This is a genomic window from Collinsella sp. TM04-29 (genome assembly GCF_003466565.1).
In the GTDB taxonomy this organism is placed as follows: domain Bacteria; phylum Actinomycetota; class Coriobacteriia; order Coriobacteriales; family Coriobacteriaceae; genus Collinsella.
In genome coordinates, this window is the sequence record NZ_QSPW01000005.1 from 91,513 (window position 1) to 108,450 (window position 16,938).

Consider the following 16,938-nt stretch of genomic DNA (forward strand, 5'->3'; position numbering starts at 1 on the left):
TCTGCGTATCCGCTTCGCGGATCCGCACCGGCTTCGGTCGCCTGTCGGCGTCCTCGCCAGCTCGCTACAAACGCTCCGCGTTTGCTTAACGCTCGCTCCCTCTCGGGTTCGAGCCCATACGATGGGTACGAAAAAGCCCGGCTACCGTAGTAGTCGGGCTGTTGCGTTTGGAGCGGACAACGGGGCTCGAACCCGCGACCCCAACCTTGGCAAGGTTGTGCTCTACCAACTGAGCCATGTCCGCATATGTAAAACAAAACGGGCGCCGGAGCGCCCGGATGTTGCTTGGAGGCGAAGCCCGGATTCGAACCGGGGGTAAAGGCTTTGCAGGCCTCTGCCTTACCACTTGGCCACTTCGCCGAAAAAGGACCGCCTAAACGGTCCGGAAATGCAATGGAGCGGACAACGGGGCTCGAACCCGCGACCCCAACCTTGGCAAGGTTGTGCTCTACCAACTGAGCCATGTCCGCTTGCGGGTTATTAATTTACGCGAGTTGTCCAAAAGACGCAAGTACTTTTTTCAAAAAACTTGTCTGCCGCATGTTCTTAGTAGCTAAACGCGCTAAAGCGATTGGCTAGGCACACGATTCCAGTGCTCCGCTAAACAGCTTCACCATCTGCACGCGCGTGCCAGCGCCGTCCGTACGACGAGCAACCTCCACGTTATCGACGAGCATACGCATAAGCTTGATACCGCGGCCGCGTTCCTCGGATGCGACCGGCTCGCTCGTTTCATCGATAGAATAGCCAGCACCTCGATCAAGCACCTCAACCACAACGCGATCGCCATAGGCCTGAACCGTCAGGACGCACCCGATACCGCCCGCATGGTCATAGGCATTACCCAGTGCCTCCCCCGACGCCAATGCGACATCGTAGCGCTCGTCACGGCGCAACGGAAGCGATTCAAGGAGTTCGGCGATGCGATGTCGGTAGTATGGAAGATTCTCGATACCCTGACGGACCTCGACGCTCTTACTCCAGCGAGGCAGCTCCCCCACCGGAATGGCGGGAATAGGCTCCCGTGCCGGCCCCGCGACATGAAGGATATCGACAAGACGAGCAATCTCCAAAAAGCGAACAACTTCACCTGATGCATTGACGAGCGAAAGCAGGCCTTCTCGCCTCATGAGCTCACGAGCGCGCGTAAGCAGGAATGCCAAGCCCGTCGAATCGATAAAGCTAACAGCCTGACAGTTGATGACGACACGACGCACGCCGCGGCCAATCAAAGCATCCAACCGCCGACGCAGCGCAGGCACCGTGGCGATGTCGATATCGCCTGGTGGCGTCAAAACCGCTATGTCATTCCACTCATTCATACGACCATGGTTCCCCAAAAGAGCTTGTTCGATGCATGCCTTTCCGCAACCGTGCGGATTCGGCGCGCCCAGCGTCGCTGTTTAGGACCGGCCCCGCAAAAACTCAAGAGACACTAATGCGATGTCATCGTCCAGCGCCGATTCGGTAAATCGGTCGAGCTCGCCCAAGACCTTGCCGCAGATTCCCGATACGCCCTCACCCGAGACAGAGAGCAGAAGATCACGAAGGCGCTGCTCGCCAAAGAACGCTCCGGTGCGGTCGCGGGCCTCAATCGTTCCATCCGTATACATGAAGAGCATGTCGCCAGGAGCGAACGTAAACACGCCCGTCTCGTAAACCATGCTCTCAAATGCACCGATTACGCCCGATTGGCATCCAAGCAGCTCGACCTCTCCCCCACGGGCCTCGCCGCCACCCAGCGGCATCGACTCTGGCCTGATGACCATGGTCGGAGGATGGCCCGCCGAACAATACGTTGCGCGTCCGGTTTTAAGGTCAATCTTGGCGATAAAGGCCGTCACGAACGTCTCGACCCTCGAGAAGCCCATGAGCATGCTGTTAAGGGAGCGTGCCATGCGGGCCGGTCCAGCGCCCTCCCAGGCATATGCCGTCAGGGCCGTCTTGACGAGCGCGGACATCGATGCAGCCTCAATGCCTTTGCCAGACACATCGCCCAAAATCATGACGGCGCAGTCGTCGGGAAGACGGATGAGCGTATAGAAATCGCCGCCGACCAACGCTGAGTTCGTGGCCGACAGGTACACCGAATCGGCGGCGATTCCCGGAACATCCCCCAGGGAATTTCTCATGCCAATCTGGAGGGTCTGAGCGATATGGCGCTCCTCGCGCTTTTGAGATTCGCCTTCGTAGATCAGTTCAAAGTCATGCGCCAAGTGCACCAAGTAGTCATATTCAAGATCATCAATCGGCTCTTGGCTACCATCACGAAGCAGCAGCGCACGCGTCGTCGGCCCCTTCGCAACAGAAGCAGGAACGATTGCGTCGTTACTGTGCTTGCCATCGCCCTCAGGGCGTGGGCGCCCCGCCTCGATGCCGGCGTCGACGTAGAGACCCTGGCAAGGCAGGCCATGCGCTCTAAGCCAGCCTCCCATAGGCATCGATTCGTCAACGCGAGTTATACGGACGTGTTTAAGGTCCTCGGCACTCGTGCCGCCCAAAACAGATGCCTCAAAGCCATCAGGGGCAGCCCCCAAACGTGCCGCTGGCGCCGTCGTGGAAAAGAAAAGCTTCTCGGGATCGTCCGGCAAAGCAACGCGACTGCCGCCTTCAAAATCTATGACGTAGGAATCCAGACTGGCGTCATACTCAATAGGGCAAAAATGGCAGTTGAGCATATTGCAGATCTCGGACGATACCGCCTGGGTAGCCGCGGCGGAATCGTCTAGAAAGGTAAACAACTCATCCCGCAAGACATTGAGCGAGCGGCCAAGCTCGGCCGTGCGACGGGAGCGAAGGCTCGATGCCATGCCGACCAGCTGGATAGACAGGTAATCGCAAATGACCTCAAGTACATTAACATCATAAGCGAGCGGTGCCCGGGGGCGTTTCCAACCAACTTCCAGCACGCCGAGGATCTGCGTACCGTAAAAAACGGGAAGACAGATTTCACTGCGGTACGGAGGCATATCCTGCATGCGCAACAGGTGCTTAGAACGATTATCCAGGTCCATGAACATACCGGAGGCGGCCTTATCGCCCTCAAGGTCCTGTTGAATCGACAAGCGACAGGCACGCGACTCGCGAAGAACATACGTCGGAATGCCAGCGCCATACGGCAAAAACTCGGGCAGGTAGCTGTCGAGCAGCTCCTTGGAAACACCGCGGAGCTTAAAGCCGCCGCTCTCAGAAAAATAGATAGCAGCACCCGAAGCATCGAGCGTTCCTACAAGCTGGTTCAAAACGGTATCAAGCAGGCTGGGTAACTCATCGGAGCCCACAGTGCTCATAATGACCGAGAGCGTGCCAGAGAGACGCTTGTTCGCCACTCTAAGCTCCGATAACGCACGCTTGAGTTGCCGGTCGTGAGAATACTGTTCCTCAATACTGTGAAGCGCCACCAGGACACGTGGCGCGCGGCGCCCAAAGATACGTGGAGGCGTTACGGAGCCTGCGCGAACCAATACGGGAATAAAGGAGCCATCGCTCAGCTTGAGCATCAGTTCGCTCTCGGAGCCATCAGTTTCAAATGGCAAACGATGTTCCGTCGCACGTTCAAAAGCGGACGAGTACAGGACGTCTTTAACATCTCCACCGATGACGTCGGCGCGTTCCTCGCACATCAAACCAAGTAAGCGATTATTCACATGCAGAATGGTTCCGTCGAGCTCGCAGATGATGACAGCATCGCTCGTGATCTCGACTAGTTGGGCAACGTCTGCCCACTCGTTGCGTTCAAGCGTTTCCATCGTGGACCCCACCGTCTATCGGTAACAAAAAAGCCTCCGAAGAGGCTTCTCAAATGCGATGGTGTCGGAGGCGGGACTTGAACCCGCATGACCAAAAAGCGGTCACTAGCACCTCAAGCTAGCGCGTCTGCCAATTCCGCCACTCCGACATGCTATGTTGTTGATTCGCAGTTCGTTTTGTTGGACCCGCGTGTTCAACGAGGAAGATAATAACCTATGATTCGAGAACTGTGCAAGCACTTTTTTCAAAAAAGTTTACGAATTTGTAAATGCGCAGGTAGATCCGTATGTCCGGCCCCGAATCGGTGTTGCCTTCCGGCGCGTCCTCGGGCATGGGCGATATTTTGCTACGCACTTCGTGCTGCAAAATATCGCTCCCCCTGCGGAATGCGCCGGGAGGCAACACCGATACGGGGCCTACCAACACATACTCCAGGCACAGTTCTCAAACATGTTCTGGGGGCTGATGCAAATTTGGTGGCTCGGCTTTGCCGAGCCCTTATATGGTGAGGCCGGAGCCAAAGCTCCGGCCTCACCAACTTTCCTATTAGATTAAGTGAGCGATCAAGGAATCTCACTCCCCTCTGCCGCGTTAACGCAGGGCCCGCCCTGGTGTTGCTTTTCAGAACATTCCGCAGGACGGAGGAAGCCCCACAGCGCGTAGCGCGCAGCGGGGCTTCCGACATGTCCGAGGACGTTCTGAAAAGCAACACCAGGGCGGGCCCGGACGAGAACAGCCGACTACAGGTCGATGTGAGACTCCTTGATCGGGAAGGGCTCCGCGAAGTGGCAGGCGCAGCAGTGGCCCGGGGCAACTTCCTTAAACTCAGGAAGCTTCTCGGAGCAGATGCCCTGCGCGATCGGGCAGCGCGTGTGGAAACGGCAGCCGGTCGGCGGATCCAGCGGCGACGGCGGATCGCCGGCGAGGATGATGCGCTTGCGGGTCTTCTGAATATCCGGATCGGGAACCGGCACGGCAGATAGCAGCGACTGCGTGTACGGATGGTGAGGCTCGCTATAGAGCGTCTTCCAGTCCGAAACCTCGACCATCTTACCCAGATACATAACGGCAACGCGATCGGAGATGTGCTGCACGACGGACAGGTCGTGGGCAATGAAGAGATAGGCCGTACCGAACTTGTCCTGAAGTTCCTTGAGCAGGTTCAGAACCTGGGCCTGAATGGAAACATCCAGAGCGGAAACGGGCTCGTCGCAGATGATCAGCTTGGGCTTCAGAGCGAACGCGCGGGCGATGCCGACGCGCTGACGCTGACCGCCCGAGAACTCGTGCGGATAGCGGTTGATGTGCTCGGGGTTCAGGCCGACGACGTCCAGCAGCTCGCGGACGCGCTCAATGCGCTCCTCCTTGGTACCCACGCCATGAATGGTCATGGGCTCGGAGACGATCTCGCCAATGGTCATACGAGGGTTCAGCGATGCATAAGGATCCTGGAAGATAAACTGCATCTCACGACGCATGTCCTTGATCTCATGCTTGCTCATCTCGGCAACATCTTTGTCCTGGAAGAACACTTTGCCTGCCGTCGGCTTGGTCAGACGCATGATGGTGCGGCCCGTGGTGGACTTACCGCAACCAGACTCGCCGACCAGGCCAAAGGTCTCGCCCGGATAAATCTCGAACGAAATGTCATTCACAGCAGAGACGACACGCTTGGAAAAACGCTTGGCGAACATGCCGGACTCTGCAGGGAACTCCTTAGAGAGGTGCTCAACCTTCAGCAGCGGAGTACGCTCATTATTGTCTGCCATTTACGCCTCGCCTCCCTTCTTGGAATCCTTGCGCGTACGGGACGTCTCAGGAGCGTTCTTGAGGAACTCGGGGTCACCGGAGTAGTGGCACGCAGAGTAATGGCCAGACTCGGTAACAACGCGCTCGGGGCGCTGCTTGCGGCACTTGTCCGTCGCATAGGGGCAACGAGGAGAGAAGACGCAGCCCTCAGGCAAGTTCATGAGCGAAGGCGGGTTGCCGTGAATCGGCGTAAGAGGCTTCTTCTCTTCGATGGCCTGCTCCGGGATGGAGCGGATAAGGCCCCAGGTGTAGGGGTGGCGGCTCTCGTAGAAGATTTCCTCAGCAGTACCGAACTCGACAGGACGGCCGGCGTACATAACCATGATTTTGTCGGCCATATCGGCGACAACGCCAAGGTCGTGGGTGATCATGATGATGGCGTTGCCGTTCTTCTCCTGCATTTCCTGCATAAGCTCGATAATCTGAGCCTGAATGGTAACGTCCAGGGCGGTCGTGGGCTCGTCGGCAATCAGAATATCGGGATCGCAGGCAAGGGCCATAGCAATCATGACGCGCTGACGCATGCCACCAGAGAACTGGTGCGGATACTCATTGACGCGCTTCTCGGGCTCGGGAATGCCAACGAGGTCCAAAAGCTCGGTGGCGCGCTTGAGCGCCTCCTGCTTGGAGTAGCCACGATGCAGACGAAGGCCCTCGCCCACCTGCTTGCCGATCTTATAGACCGGGTTCAAGGAGGTCATCGGATCCTGGAAGATCATCGCGATATCGTTACCGCGAATGTGCTGCATCTCTTCCTCGGTCATCTCGAGGATAGAACGACCGCGATAGCGAACGTCGCCGCCCTCAATCTTTCCCGGAGGCATCGAGATGAGGCCCATGATGGTCATGGCGGTCACGGACTTACCGGAGCCGGACTCACCGACGACACCCAGGGTCTCGCCGCGATCGAGCGTGTAGGACACACCGTCGACAGCGCGAACGACACCATCCTCGGTGTGGAAATACATCTTAAGGTCATCGACCTCGAGCAGATGCTGGCCCTCGGGAACCGGCTGGTCCTTCAGGTCCACATAGTTCTTGTTCTTCTTCATCCTTATGCGTCCTTCATCTTGACGTCGAGGGCGTCGCGCAGACCGTCACCCAGCAGGGTGAAGGCGAGCACCGTCGAGAGAATTGCCAGACCGGGCATGATCATCATCCAGGGAGCAGTCAGAAGATACTGCTGACCGTCCTGAATCATGGAGCCCCACGAAGGCGTAGGCGGAATAACGCCCATGCCGAGGAAGGACAGAGCGGACTCGGTCAGAATAGCGCCACCAATGTTCATGGTCGCATAGACCACGATGGAAGCAACGGAGTTCGGGAAGATATGGCGCATAACGATACGCGCATCGGATGCACCCATAGCGCGAGCGGCGTCAACATAGTCGTTCTCTTTGACCGTGAGGATCGCGGATCTAAAGACGCGCGCAATCGAAGGCCAGCCGAGAATACCGATGGCGATAAAGACGTTCTGAAGACCACGACCGATAACGGCGATCATGGCGACGACGAACAGCACGTACGGGAACGCCAGGAAGATGTCCGCACAGCGCATGATGATCGTATCCCAGATGCCGCCATAGAAACCGGCCAGGGCGCCCATGACCAGACCGATCACCGTGGAGATGGCGGTGGCCATAATACCGACGGAAAGCGAAACGCGTGCACCGTAGATAACACGGACGAGAATGTCACGACCAAGAGAGTCGGTGCCAAACGGGTGCTCGGCACACGGAGCCAGCAGCGACGTCTCGGCCATGGTGGTCGAGTCAGAAGCCGTAGGAGAGCCGAGCCAGGGCTTAGCCCACAGATCGGCGGTCAGGGCGACCACAACAACGATGATAATCCAGCAGACACCGATAACGGCGAGCTTGTTCTTACGAAGACGCTTAAAAGCGTCGCCCCACAGCGTGCGGGACTTGGCGGGAGCAGATGCGGCCTTGGTGGCGGTAGCCTGCCCCTGAGACTGAGAATCAGTTTCCTGCATGAGACGTACCTCCCTTAGGCCTTATCCGACGGACCGCCAAGGCGGATGCGCGGGTCGAGGAATGCATAGCTAATGTCGACGAGCAGGTTGATCACCATAACGACGACAACAATGAGCGTAACGCCGCCCATAACGATGGGCCAGTCGCGCATGCTAATGGCGCGGTAGACCTCGAAGCCGATGCCGGGCCAGTTAAAGACGGTCTCGGTCAGGATGGCGCCCGAAAGCATGCCGCCGAAGTCGACACCAATATAGGTAACGACGGGGATGAGTGCATTCTTAAGCGCATGCTTGATAATGATCGCGCGATTGGAGAGACCCTTGGCCTTTGCCGTACGGATGTAATCCTGGTTCATGACGTCAAGCAGCTGCGAGCGCATAATGCGGGCGGCATAAGCGGTCGAAACCGAAGCCAGCGTAATGGTCGGAAGCACATAGTGCATCCAATCCTGATACTGAGAGCTGGAACCGCCGGCACCCGAGATCGGCATGGAGAATGCACCGCCCGTGGCGTCCTTGAGAATGACGCCAAAGAACAGCTGCAGCAACATGCCGAGCCAGAAGGCCGGGACGGCAACGAGAATCGACGTGGTGAGCGTTACCAAAATATCCCAGAAGGAATAACGCTTAACCGCCGAAATGATACCCGCACCGATACCCATGATTGCCTCGAGCACGATGGCGCACGCGGCAAGTTTGACCGTATACGGATACTTCTGGGCAAAGATTTCCGTAACCGGCAGCTTGCGCTGGTACGAATTGCCCAGATCGCCATGAAGCAGGCCGTTCATGTAATACAAGTAACGGTCCACGAGCGACGTTTGAACGGGGTCGCCGTTCTCGTCAAGGATCGCGTTGCCGTCCTCGTCCGTCTGGACCAGGTGATAGCGAACGCGAAGCTGAAGCTCCACCTCGGGGGACAGAGCCTTGTCTCCACCGATCAGCTTGATCGGATCTCCCGGCACGATATTCTGGAGGGCGAACAGAATCAGCGTAACGCCCAAAAACACCGGGATGAACTGAAGCACACGTTTAACGATGTACTTACCCATACCACTCCCCTATCTAGGGATTAACCTAAATGGGATGCCGATCGCCAGACCGGCATCCCAAAATTACCATCAGCCAGTTTACCCCAGGTTAGGGAGAACTGTATGTTTCCCATGAGGTCTACGTAAATACTTGACCCTCACGGAAGCTGCAAAACCCTTAGGCGAGCTCGGCGGTACCCAGATCGGCGTGCTTCTGCGGATCAACATAGAGATGCTTGACGCGGTCAGAGCCAGCGATGGTGTGCGTGTAGAACATCACCGGGATAACCGGGCAGTCAGCAGCGACCATGGCGTCGGCCTCCCGCATCTTGGCGATGCGCTCCTCGTCATCAACCGTGGTGCGGGCCTCGTCGACCTTGGCATCGAACTCGGGGTTGCTGTAACCGGAGCGGTTGTCGCCACCGAGGGAGTCGGAGTGGAACAGCGGGTACAGGAAGTTGTCCATGATCGGGTAATCGGCGATCCAGCCCAGACGGCCGAACTGATAGTTGAAGTTCTGATACTGCTCGAGCAGGGCAGACCACTCAGGGGTATCGGAGACAGCGGTAACGCCAACCTTGGCGAGGTCGCCGATGATGGACTCCATGATCTCCTTGTGACCACCGTCCTGGTTGTAGGAAAGGGTCACGCTAATGCCACGATCGCCGTTAGCGCCAGCGGGAGCGACCTTGTCGAGGTACTCGTTAGCCTTGTCGACGTCATAGGCGCAGAACTCCCATGCGCCCTCCTTGTAGCCGGCGATTCCCGGAGGAACAATACCGTCGGCGGGGGTACGGGTACCCTTGAAGATGGTCTTGCAGATGGCCTCACGGTTGATGGCCAGGGAGATGCCCTTGCGCAGGTCGGCGTTATTGAACGGCTCGGCCGTGGTGTTGCAGGTCAGATAGTACGTGGAAGGCTCGGCACCGAGCAGCATATGCTCGCCGTCACCCATGGTGTAACCGTCCTTGGACTCGCCACGGTCCTTCTTGGCGGCATCGATCTGAGCAACGGGAACGTCGCAGACATCGAGGTTACCGGCCTGGAACTCCTTGTAAGCGGTCTCCATGTCCTTGATGACCTGGAAGTGGATGCCATCGATCTTGGCCTTGTCGCCATAGTAATCGTCAAACTTCTTGAGGTTGATCTCCTGGCCATCCTCCCACTTACCGTCCATCATGAACGGGCCGTTGCCGACCGGGGCAAGGTAGAAGCTCTTGACATCGGACTCGGCGCACTCGGGAACCGGGGACAGAGCCGGGTGAGAGGCGACGAAGGGGAAGTCGGCGTAAGCGGAAGACAGCTTGACAACGAGGGTCTCATCGTCGGGGCAAGTAACACCGCTGAGCTCGGTAGCGTTGCCGGCAAGCAGATCGTCATAGCCCTCAACCATGGAAAGGTGATAGGAGACCTCGGAAGGACCATACTCGGTGGCGATGGCCGACTTGGTGTTGACTAGACGCTCCCAACCGAGCTTGAAGGACTTGGAGGTAACGTCGTCACCGTTGTGGAACTTAGCCTTCTTGATCTTGAAGGTGAACTCGGTGGCGTCGTCGTTAGCCTCAAAGGACTCGCAAGCCAGCGGAACGATCTCGCCCTTCTCGGGGTCGTACTCCGTCAGAGCGTCGAAGAGCTGGTACTCGACCTGAGTGCCCTGATCCTCCTGGACGTTGTAGGGGTCGATGCAGACCGGGTTGTTGATGTAGAAGTTCAGCGTCGAACCGGAGTCAGATCCGGAAGCGTCGCCGCCCTTCTTGCCGCATGCGGCAAGAAAAGCCATGGAGCTCGCAGCGAGGGTGCCGCCAACAAAGGCGCGACGACCCATAACGGGCTGGTGGAACATAGAATCAGCCATGCCATCCTCCTTATGAGATAGGACAAAGTGAATTCGGCCGGGCAACGTCGAGACAGCCCAATCGAACCATTCAAACGCGGTCCGCCGTTATGGCTGGTTATGCAGTGCGGGCCAACGTTTTGCAATACAGTAGCGCATTTTATGCACAATTTGGCGCTGATTCCGGTTAACGGTCGAGAATTTCTTTAGTTAGGCGAAGTATGTGGGGATATTTTGACTCTGTTACAAGTCTGTAAACAAAAAGGGCCCCACACATGCGGGACCCTTTGCAAACGTATATACGCCGTTGCTTAGTAGCCGACGATGCCCTGCGGGAAGAAGAACATGCACAGCACAACGCACACGGCAAACACGACAGCCATGATAACGGTCAGGCGGTCAAGGTTCTGCTCCATAACGCCCGTGGCGGAGGTGGAGTTATACAGAGAACTGGCGATCATATCCGAAACGCCGGTACCCTTACCGGAGTGCATCAGGACGAGAATCGTCAGCGCCACGGCAGAGACAGCCCAAACAACAAACAGAAGAATCTGGAACGGACCCATAGATAAGCTCCTTAATAGAACAATTCAAACTCCAGTACTGTACCACAACCCCCAGTACTCCCCCGCCTGCCATTTGAGGACGGGCAGAAATAGCGCAAAAGGGGGTTGTCCGAATGTGGACAACCCCCCTTGCTAGAAAACGTTTGTTGTTTTCTATTAGGCCTCGGTGGCGAGTACGCGACCCGTCATCTCGGCGGAAGGCTCAATGCCAGCCATGGTGAGCATGGTCGGAGCGATATCGGAAAGACGGCCGTCCTCAATACCGGTGAGCTGCGCCTTCTCATCAACGATGATGAACGGCACACGGTTGGTGGTGTGAGCCGTAAACGGATGCTTGGAACCGTCGGAAGCAACGTCAAACATGTGATCGGCGTTGCCGTGATCGGCGGTAATCAGCGCAAAGCCGCCCTTAGCGAGAATCGCCGGGACAACCTTGGACAGGGCATCGTCAACAGCCTCGACGGCCTTAACGGCAGCGTCGAAGACACCGGTGTGACCAACCATGTCGCAATTTGCGAAGTTCACGATGTAGAAATCAGCGCGATCCTCGTTGATAGCGGCGACAAGCTTCTCGGTAACCTCGGGAGCGCTCATCTCGGGCTGCAGATCGTAGGTAGCAACCTTGGGGGAAGCGACGAGCACGCGCTCCTCGCCCTCCTTGGGCTCCTCGATGCCGCCATTGAGGAAGAACGTCACATGGGCGTACTTCTCGGTCTCGGCGGTGTGCAGCTGCTTCAGGCCATTGGCGGCGATAACGTCGGCCAGAACGTTCTCGGGGAACGTCTTGGGGAAGGCGACCTCGACGTCAAACGTCGGATCGTACTCGGTCATCGTCACAAAGTGCGAAAGCTTAATCTGCTCGCGCTCAAAGCCGTCGAACTCCTTGTCCGTGAACACGCGAGTCATCTGACGAGCGCGGTCGGGACGGAAGTTGAAGAAGATGGCCGCGTCGCCCTCGTGAATGCCCTCGTTGTGGGCAGCGAAGGGCTCGACGAACTCATCGCCGCGCGGATCCTTCTCGTAGTAGGCCTTGATACCGGCAACGGGGTCGGTATCGGCATCGGACGCGTTGACCATGACGTCGTAGGCGCGCTGGATGCGCTCCCAACGATTATCGCGGTCCATGGCCCAATAACGGCCCGAGACGGTGGCAACGCGAGCGTCGCAACCGGTCTCCTCGGAGATCTTAGCCAGGAAGGCGCAGAACTCGCTCATATAGCCGGCACCGGACTGCGGGTCAACGTCGCGGCCATCCATGAAGGCGTGGACGCGAACGGTCTTGACACCGTGCTCGGCAGCCATCTTGACCAGAGCCTCGACGTGGTTCATGTGAGAATGAACACCGCCAGGGCTCATAAGGCCCATGAGGTGGAGGGTCTTGCCGTCAGCCTTGACGTCGTCCATAGCCTTGACGAAAACCTCGTTCTTGGCGATGGAGCCGTCCTTGATGGCATTGTTGATGCGCGAAAGCTCCTGGAACACGATGCGGCCGGCACCGATGTTGAGGTGGCCTACCTCGGAGTTGCCCATCTGACCGTCGGGAAGGCCCACGTCCTCGCCCGAAGCACCGAGCGTGGTGTGGGGATACTGAGCGTACAGGCTGTCAAGGAAGGGCGTCTTGGCAGCGGCGACGGCGTTCTCGCCATCGGCCGGAGCCAGGCCGCAGCCGTCCATGATGATCAGGAGTGCAGGAAGATGACGCTGTGCCATATGTCCTACTCGCCTGCCTTGACGACCATAGAGGCAAAGTCGGCAGCCTTGAGCGAAGCGCCGCCCACGAGGGCGCCGTCAACATCGGGCTTGGCGACAAGCTCGGCGATGTTGCCGGGCTTAGCGGAGCCACCATAGAGAACGCGGATGCCGTTAGCGAGCTCCTCGCCGAACATCTCCTTGAGGGTCTCACGGATAGCGCCGCAGACCTCCTGAGCGTCCTCGGCGGTAGCGGTCTTGCCGGTGCCGATGGCCCAGATGGGCTCATAGGCGACGACGACCTGCTTGGAGCAGGTGATCTCAAGACCAGCAAGGCCAGCCTTGACCTGGTTCACGACGTGCTCGACATAGGTACCAGCCTCGCGGACCTCGAGGGACTCGCCGCAGCAGAAGACGGGAACAAGACCGGCGGCAACGAGGGCCTTGGCCTTCTTGTTCTGGTCCTCGTCGGTCTCGTGGAAGTAGTCGCGACGCTCGGAGTGGCCGATGATGCAGTAGGTGCAGCCAGCGGACTTGAGCATGTCGCAAGAGGACTCACCGGTGAAGGCACCCTTGGCCTCCCAGTACACGTTCTGTGCACCGAGGGCGATGGGGGCAGCCTGAATGCGGTCATGAACCGTGGTGATGTCGATGGTCGGAGGGCACACGAGCACCTCGACGCCAGCCGGAACCTCGGGCAGAGCCTGAGCCAGCTCGTCGGCGAGCTTGGCAGCCTCGGCGACGTCGTTGTTCATCTTCCAATTACCAGCGATAAGAAGGGTGCGATTAGGCATCGAGAAGCGCCTCCACTCCGGGCAGGGCCTTACCCTCGACGAGCTCCATGGAAGCGCCACCACCGGTGGAGATCCAGCTCATCTTGTCGGCCAGGTTGAACTTGTTGACAGCTGCGACAGAGTCGCCACCGCCGATGATCGAGGTGCAGTCGGCCTCGGCAACAGCCTCGGCGATAGCCTGGGTGCCGTGAGCGAAGTTGTCAAACTCGAAGACGCCCATGGGGCCGTTCCAGAACACGGTCTTGGCGCCCTTGACGGCCTCGGCGTAGAGCTCCTCGGTCTTGGGGCCGATGTCCATACCCTCACGATCGTCGGGGATAGCGTCGGAAGCGACAACCTCGGGGACAGCGTCCTCGCCAAAGTGATCGGCAACGCGGTTATCGATGGGGAGCAGGATCTTGACGCCCTTCTCCTCGGCCTTCTTGAGCATCTCGCCGGCGCGCTCGACCCAGTCCTCTTCCTTGAGAGACTGACCGACGGTCAGGCCCTGAGCCAGGAAGAAGGTGTAGGCCATGCCGCCACCGATGATCAGGGTGTCAGCGGAGTCGATGAGGTGATCGAGAACGCCGATCTTGGAGGAAACCTTGGAACCGCCGACGATAGCGACGAAGGGGCGCTCGGGCTCGGCGAAGATGCCGGTCAGCGTGTCGACCTCCTTCTCGAGCAGGAAGCCAGCGACTGCGGGCAGGTAAGCGGCGGGGCCCACAACGGAACCCTGGGCGCGGTGAGCGGTGCCAAAGGCATCGAGGACGAAGACGTCACCATAGGAAGCGAGGATCTTGGCGATCTCGGGATCGTTCTTCTTCTCACGCTTGTCAAAACGGACGTTCTCGAGAACGAGGACCTTGCCCGGCTCGACGGCGGCAACAGCCTCAGCAGCCTTCTCGCCGTAGGTGTCGGCGACAAAGGCAACATCGAGACCAGAGAGCTCAGCGAGCTTCTTGGCGACGGGCTCGAGGGACAGCTCGGGCTGGAAGCCGGTGCCATCGGGACGGCCGAGGTGGCTCATGAGGATGACGCGAGCGTTGTGCTCAACGAGGTAGTTGATGGTGGGCAGGGCAGCCTTGATGCGGGTGGTGTCGCCAACGACGCCATCCTTGATAGGCACGTTGAAGTCAACGCGGACGAGAACGCGCTTGCCGTCGACATCGATGTCGCGGACGGTCTTCTTGGTAAAGGCCATGTTTGCTTCTACCTTTCGTACGTGTCTGCCTCCCATTACGGCAGACGATTTCCTATAAAAAGGGCGCGACCCTAGGGTGTAAGCCCTATGAGGCCGCGCCCTTCTTTAGACGCTCAACGAGCTATTCGCTAAAAGCTAAATTAAGCAACGAACTTCTCGAAGTACTTGATGGTGCGGACCATCTGAGAGGTGTAGGAGTTCTCGTTGTCGTACCAAGAGGTGACCTGAACGAGGGTCTGGCCGTTGCCGAGGTCAGAGCACATGGTCTGAGTGGCGTCGAAGATGGAGCCGTGGGTCTCGCCGATGATGTCGGTGGAGACGATGTCGTCCTCGTTGTAACCGAAGGTCTCGGAGATGGTGGAAGCGTAGGCCTTCATAGCGGCGTTGACCTCGTCGACGGTGACCTTCTTGTCAACGACAGCGTAGAGGTTGGTGATGGAGCCGGTCGGCGTCGGGACGCGCTGGGCGGCACCGATGAGCTTACCGTTGAGCTCGGGGAGAACCAGGCCGATAGCCTTGGCAGCACCGGTGGTGTTGGGGACGATGTTGACGGCGCAGGCGCGGCTACGACGCTTGTTGCCCTTGCGCTGCGGGCCGTCGAGCGGCATCTGGTCGCCGGTCCAGGCGTGAATGGTGGTCATGATGCCGGACACGATGGGAGCGAAGTCGTTCAGACCCTTGGCCATCGGGGCGAGGCAGTTGGTGGTGCAGGAAGCGGCGGAGATGATGTTGTCCTCAGCGGTCAGCGTCTCGTGGTTGACGTTGTACACGATGGTGGGCAGATCGCTGCCGGCCGGAGCGGAGATGACGACCTTCTTGGCGCCAGCGTTGATGTGGGCCTGAGCCTTAGCCTTGCTGGTGTAGAAGCCGGTGCACTCGAGAACGACGTCGACGTCGAGGTCGCCCCAAGGCAGGTTGTTGGCGTCGGCCTCCTTGTAGATCTTGATCTCCTTGCCGTCAACGGTGATGGAATCCTCGCCAGCAACGACCTCGTGATCGCGAGCGTAGTTGCCCTGCGTGGAGTCGTACTTCAGCAGGTAAGCGAGCATATCGGGAGAGGTGAGGTCGTTGATAGCGACAATCTCGGAGCCCTCATGACCGAACATCTGACGGAAAGCCAGACGACCGATGCGACCGAAGCCGTTAATAGCAACCTTTACTGCCATTGTGTCTCCTTTCGTAAGGCCCCCGCAAGCTACAGCGCCCGCCGTTGAGGCCCACAAACTAACCACTCGCCTAATATACCTTTTTTTTGACTTGAATTTCACGAGAATGCTCGAAATTGAAAATCAAATTTACGTTAAAACGTTTTAAAGAATAAAATAGCAGCTAAATCCGTATATACGTCAATACTTTAAACTACTTGTTTGCTTCAATGAGCTTTTCAAGACGTAAAACACGATGGTAGAGGGCCGACTTCGACAAGGGAGGGTCAGCCATCTCCCCTAAATCACGCAGCGACAGATCGGGATAGCGCTCGCGCAGGTCGCAAAAGACCGCCAAGGCATCCGGAAGCGCATCCCGAAGGCCGCGCTGCTCGAGCTCATCGATAAGCGCAAGCTGATGTTGGGCAGCACCGGCGCTTCTGGTCTGGTTGGCGAGCTCGGCGTTCACGCGACGGTTCACATCGTTCTTAACCAACTTGACCGCGCGCGCCTCCTCAATCTCGGCAACGCTGCGCTTGGCACCAATCAGCTTTAATAGATGCTCGATTTCCTCGGCGCTCTTAATGTACACGGCATATGACCCCCGCCGTGCATTAACACGAGCATGGACCCCAATCTGCCCCAACAGGTCGCAAAGCCCCTTAGCATATTGCTCGCCCTGCACCGCGATCTCCAAATGAAAATCGCCGCGCGGATCGGCCACGAAGCCACCCGCGATGAGCGCGCCGCGGATGTAGGCAAGCCTGCAGCAGGGACGGGCAACGATGTGTCGGGGAACACCAGCGACGAGCCCTCCCCTGCGGTCTAGAATGCCCAGCAGCACCAGAGCCTTGTCCAGGTCGGGTTGATCGGGCAGGGTAATGAGATAATTACGGACCTTATGCAAGACCGATTTACGAACGGTGAATTCCGTTTTGAGCTTAAGGATGCGATGTGTCAGCGTGATCATCGTGCGTGCGACGGCTCCCGTCTCAGTCGCAACCGTCAAACGATACCGCCCAGAGCCGGTAAGCGAGAGCGTACCACTCACGCGCGTGAGGGCGGCAAGTGTCGACAAGTCGCAGTATTCACATTCGGGTTCGCAGCGCGCAAGCTCGTCGCGCACCTCAGCGGTAAACGACATGCA

13 protein-coding genes and 4 tRNA genes are annotated in these 16,938 nt (G+C 58.2%); all 17 read right to left on the bottom strand.

Annotated features, from left to right (window positions below):
* Positions 1-168 precede the first annotated feature (168 nt).
* A tRNA-Gly gene (locus DXD39_RS09000) sits at positions 169-244 on the bottom strand.
* A gap of 42 nt (positions 245-286) precedes the next feature.
* Positions 287-360 (bottom strand) — tRNA-Cys (locus DXD39_RS09005).
* Between the two features lie 34 nt (positions 361-394).
* Positions 395-470, bottom strand: a tRNA-Gly gene (locus DXD39_RS09010).
* 105 nt (positions 471-575) lie between these two features.
* Positions 576-1,322: an anti-sigma factor antagonist gene (locus DXD39_RS09015; protein ID WP_117735800.1), complete on the bottom strand. Its 747-nt coding sequence runs from the start codon at positions 1,320-1,322 to the stop codon at positions 576-578.
* An 81-nt stretch (positions 1,323-1,403) separates the two neighbouring features.
* Positions 1,404-3,749 (bottom strand): GAF domain-containing SpoIIE family protein phosphatase, encoded by a 2,346-nt coding sequence (locus tag DXD39_RS09020; protein ID WP_117803871.1) that lies wholly within the window; start codon positions 3,747-3,749, stop codon positions 1,404-1,406.
* A gap of 59 nt (positions 3,750-3,808) precedes the next feature.
* A tRNA-Leu gene (locus DXD39_RS09025) sits at positions 3,809-3,898 on the bottom strand.
* A gap of 592 nt (positions 3,899-4,490) precedes the next feature.
* The gene (locus tag DXD39_RS09030; RefSeq protein WP_117803872.1) at positions 4,491-5,519 is read right to left on the bottom strand and encodes an ABC transporter ATP-binding protein; all 1,029 of its coding nucleotides are present in this window, start codon (positions 5,517-5,519) and stop codon (positions 4,491-4,493) included.
* A complete protein-coding gene (locus DXD39_RS09035) occupies positions 5,520-6,611 on the bottom strand; it encodes an ABC transporter ATP-binding protein (protein ID WP_022094887.1) in 1,092 nt (363 codons plus the stop codon).
* Positions 6,612-6,613: 2 nt separating this feature from the next.
* Entirely contained in the window at positions 6,614-7,549 is a 936-nt protein-coding gene (locus tag DXD39_RS09040; RefSeq protein WP_117735337.1) for an ABC transporter permease, read from the bottom strand.
* 14 nt (positions 7,550-7,563) lie between these two features.
* Positions 7,564-8,601, bottom strand: coding sequence for an ABC transporter permease (locus tag DXD39_RS09045; RefSeq protein ID WP_117758574.1), 1,038 nt, complete (start codon positions 8,599-8,601; stop codon positions 7,564-7,566).
* Positions 8,602-8,758: 157 nt separating this feature from the next.
* Positions 8,759-10,435, bottom strand: a complete 1,677-nt coding sequence (locus DXD39_RS09050) for an ABC transporter substrate-binding protein (RefSeq protein WP_117758575.1) — start codon at positions 10,433-10,435, stop codon at positions 8,759-8,761.
* A gap of 290 nt (positions 10,436-10,725) precedes the next feature.
* On the bottom strand, positions 10,726-10,980 hold the full coding sequence (gene secG, locus DXD39_RS09055; RefSeq protein WP_117735340.1) for a preprotein translocase subunit SecG: 255 nt from the start codon (positions 10,978-10,980) through the stop codon (positions 10,726-10,728).
* A gap of 156 nt (positions 10,981-11,136) precedes the next feature.
* Entirely contained in the window at positions 11,137-12,690 is a 1,554-nt protein-coding gene (gene gpmI / locus DXD39_RS09060; RefSeq protein WP_117803873.1) for a 2,3-bisphosphoglycerate-independent phosphoglycerate mutase, read from the bottom strand.
* A 5-nt stretch (positions 12,691-12,695) separates the two neighbouring features.
* On the bottom strand, positions 12,696-13,463 hold the full coding sequence (gene tpiA / locus DXD39_RS09065) for a triose-phosphate isomerase (RefSeq protein WP_117803874.1): 768 nt from the start codon (positions 13,461-13,463) through the stop codon (positions 12,696-12,698).
* Positions 13,456-14,646 (bottom strand): phosphoglycerate kinase, encoded by a 1,191-nt coding sequence (gene pgk, locus DXD39_RS09070; RefSeq protein ID WP_117803875.1) that lies wholly within the window; start codon positions 14,644-14,646, stop codon positions 13,456-13,458. Before pgk ends, tpiA begins: the two co-directional genes overlap by 8 nt.
* A 140-nt stretch (positions 14,647-14,786) precedes the next feature.
* Positions 14,787-15,812: a type I glyceraldehyde-3-phosphate dehydrogenase gene (gene gap, locus DXD39_RS09075; protein ID WP_099431436.1), complete on the bottom strand. Its 1,026-nt coding sequence runs from the start codon at positions 15,810-15,812 to the stop codon at positions 14,787-14,789.
* A gap of 193 nt (positions 15,813-16,005) precedes the next feature.
* Positions 16,006-16,935, bottom strand: a complete 930-nt coding sequence (whiA, locus tag DXD39_RS09080; RefSeq protein WP_117770486.1) for a DNA-binding protein WhiA — start codon at positions 16,933-16,935, stop codon at positions 16,006-16,008.
* Positions 16,936-16,938: the final 3 nt, after the last annotated feature.

Bases quoted from the DNA above. Each gene is read 5' to 3' on its own strand.
- whiA (WP_117770486.1), bottom strand. From the start codon at position 16,935: ATGTCGTTTACCGCTGAGGTGCGCGACGAGCTTGCGCGCTGCGAACCC.
- DXD39_RS09030 (WP_117803872.1), bottom strand. From the start codon at position 5,519: ATGGCAGACAATAATGAGCGTACTCCGCTGCTGAAGGTTGAGCACCTC.
- DXD39_RS09020 (WP_117803871.1), bottom strand. From the start codon at position 3,749: ATGGAAACGCTTGAACGCAACGAGTGGGCAGACGTTGCCCAACTAGTC.
- DXD39_RS09045 (WP_117758574.1), bottom strand. From the start codon at position 8,601: ATGGGTAAGTACATCGTTAAACGTGTGCTTCAGTTCATCCCGGTGTTT.
- DXD39_RS09050 (WP_117758575.1), bottom strand. From the start codon at position 10,435: ATGGCTGATTCTATGTTCCACCAGCCCGTTATGGGTCGTCGCGCCTTT.
- pgk (WP_117803875.1), bottom strand. From the start codon at position 14,646: ATGGCCTTTACCAAGAAGACCGTCCGCGACATCGATGTCGACGGCAAG.
- gpmI (WP_117803873.1), bottom strand. From the start codon at position 12,690: ATGGCACAGCGTCATCTTCCTGCACTCCTGATCATCATGGACGGCTGC.
- DXD39_RS09035 (WP_022094887.1), bottom strand. From the start codon at position 6,611: ATGAAGAAGAACAAGAACTATGTGGACCTGAAGGACCAGCCGGTTCCC.
- gap (WP_099431436.1), bottom strand. From the start codon at position 15,812: ATGGCAGTAAAGGTTGCTATTAACGGCTTCGGTCGCATCGGTCGTCTG.
- tpiA (WP_117803874.1), bottom strand. From the start codon at position 13,463: ATGCCTAATCGCACCCTTCTTATCGCTGGTAATTGGAAGATGAACAAC.
- secG (WP_117735340.1), bottom strand. From the start codon at position 10,980: ATGGGTCCGTTCCAGATTCTTCTGTTTGTTGTTTGGGCTGTCTCTGCC.
- DXD39_RS09015 (WP_117735800.1), bottom strand. From the start codon at position 1,322: ATGAATGAGTGGAATGACATAGCGGTTTTGACGCCACCAGGCGATATC.
- DXD39_RS09040 (WP_117735337.1), bottom strand. From the start codon at position 7,549: ATGCAGGAAACTGATTCTCAGTCTCAGGGGCAGGCTACCGCCACCAAG.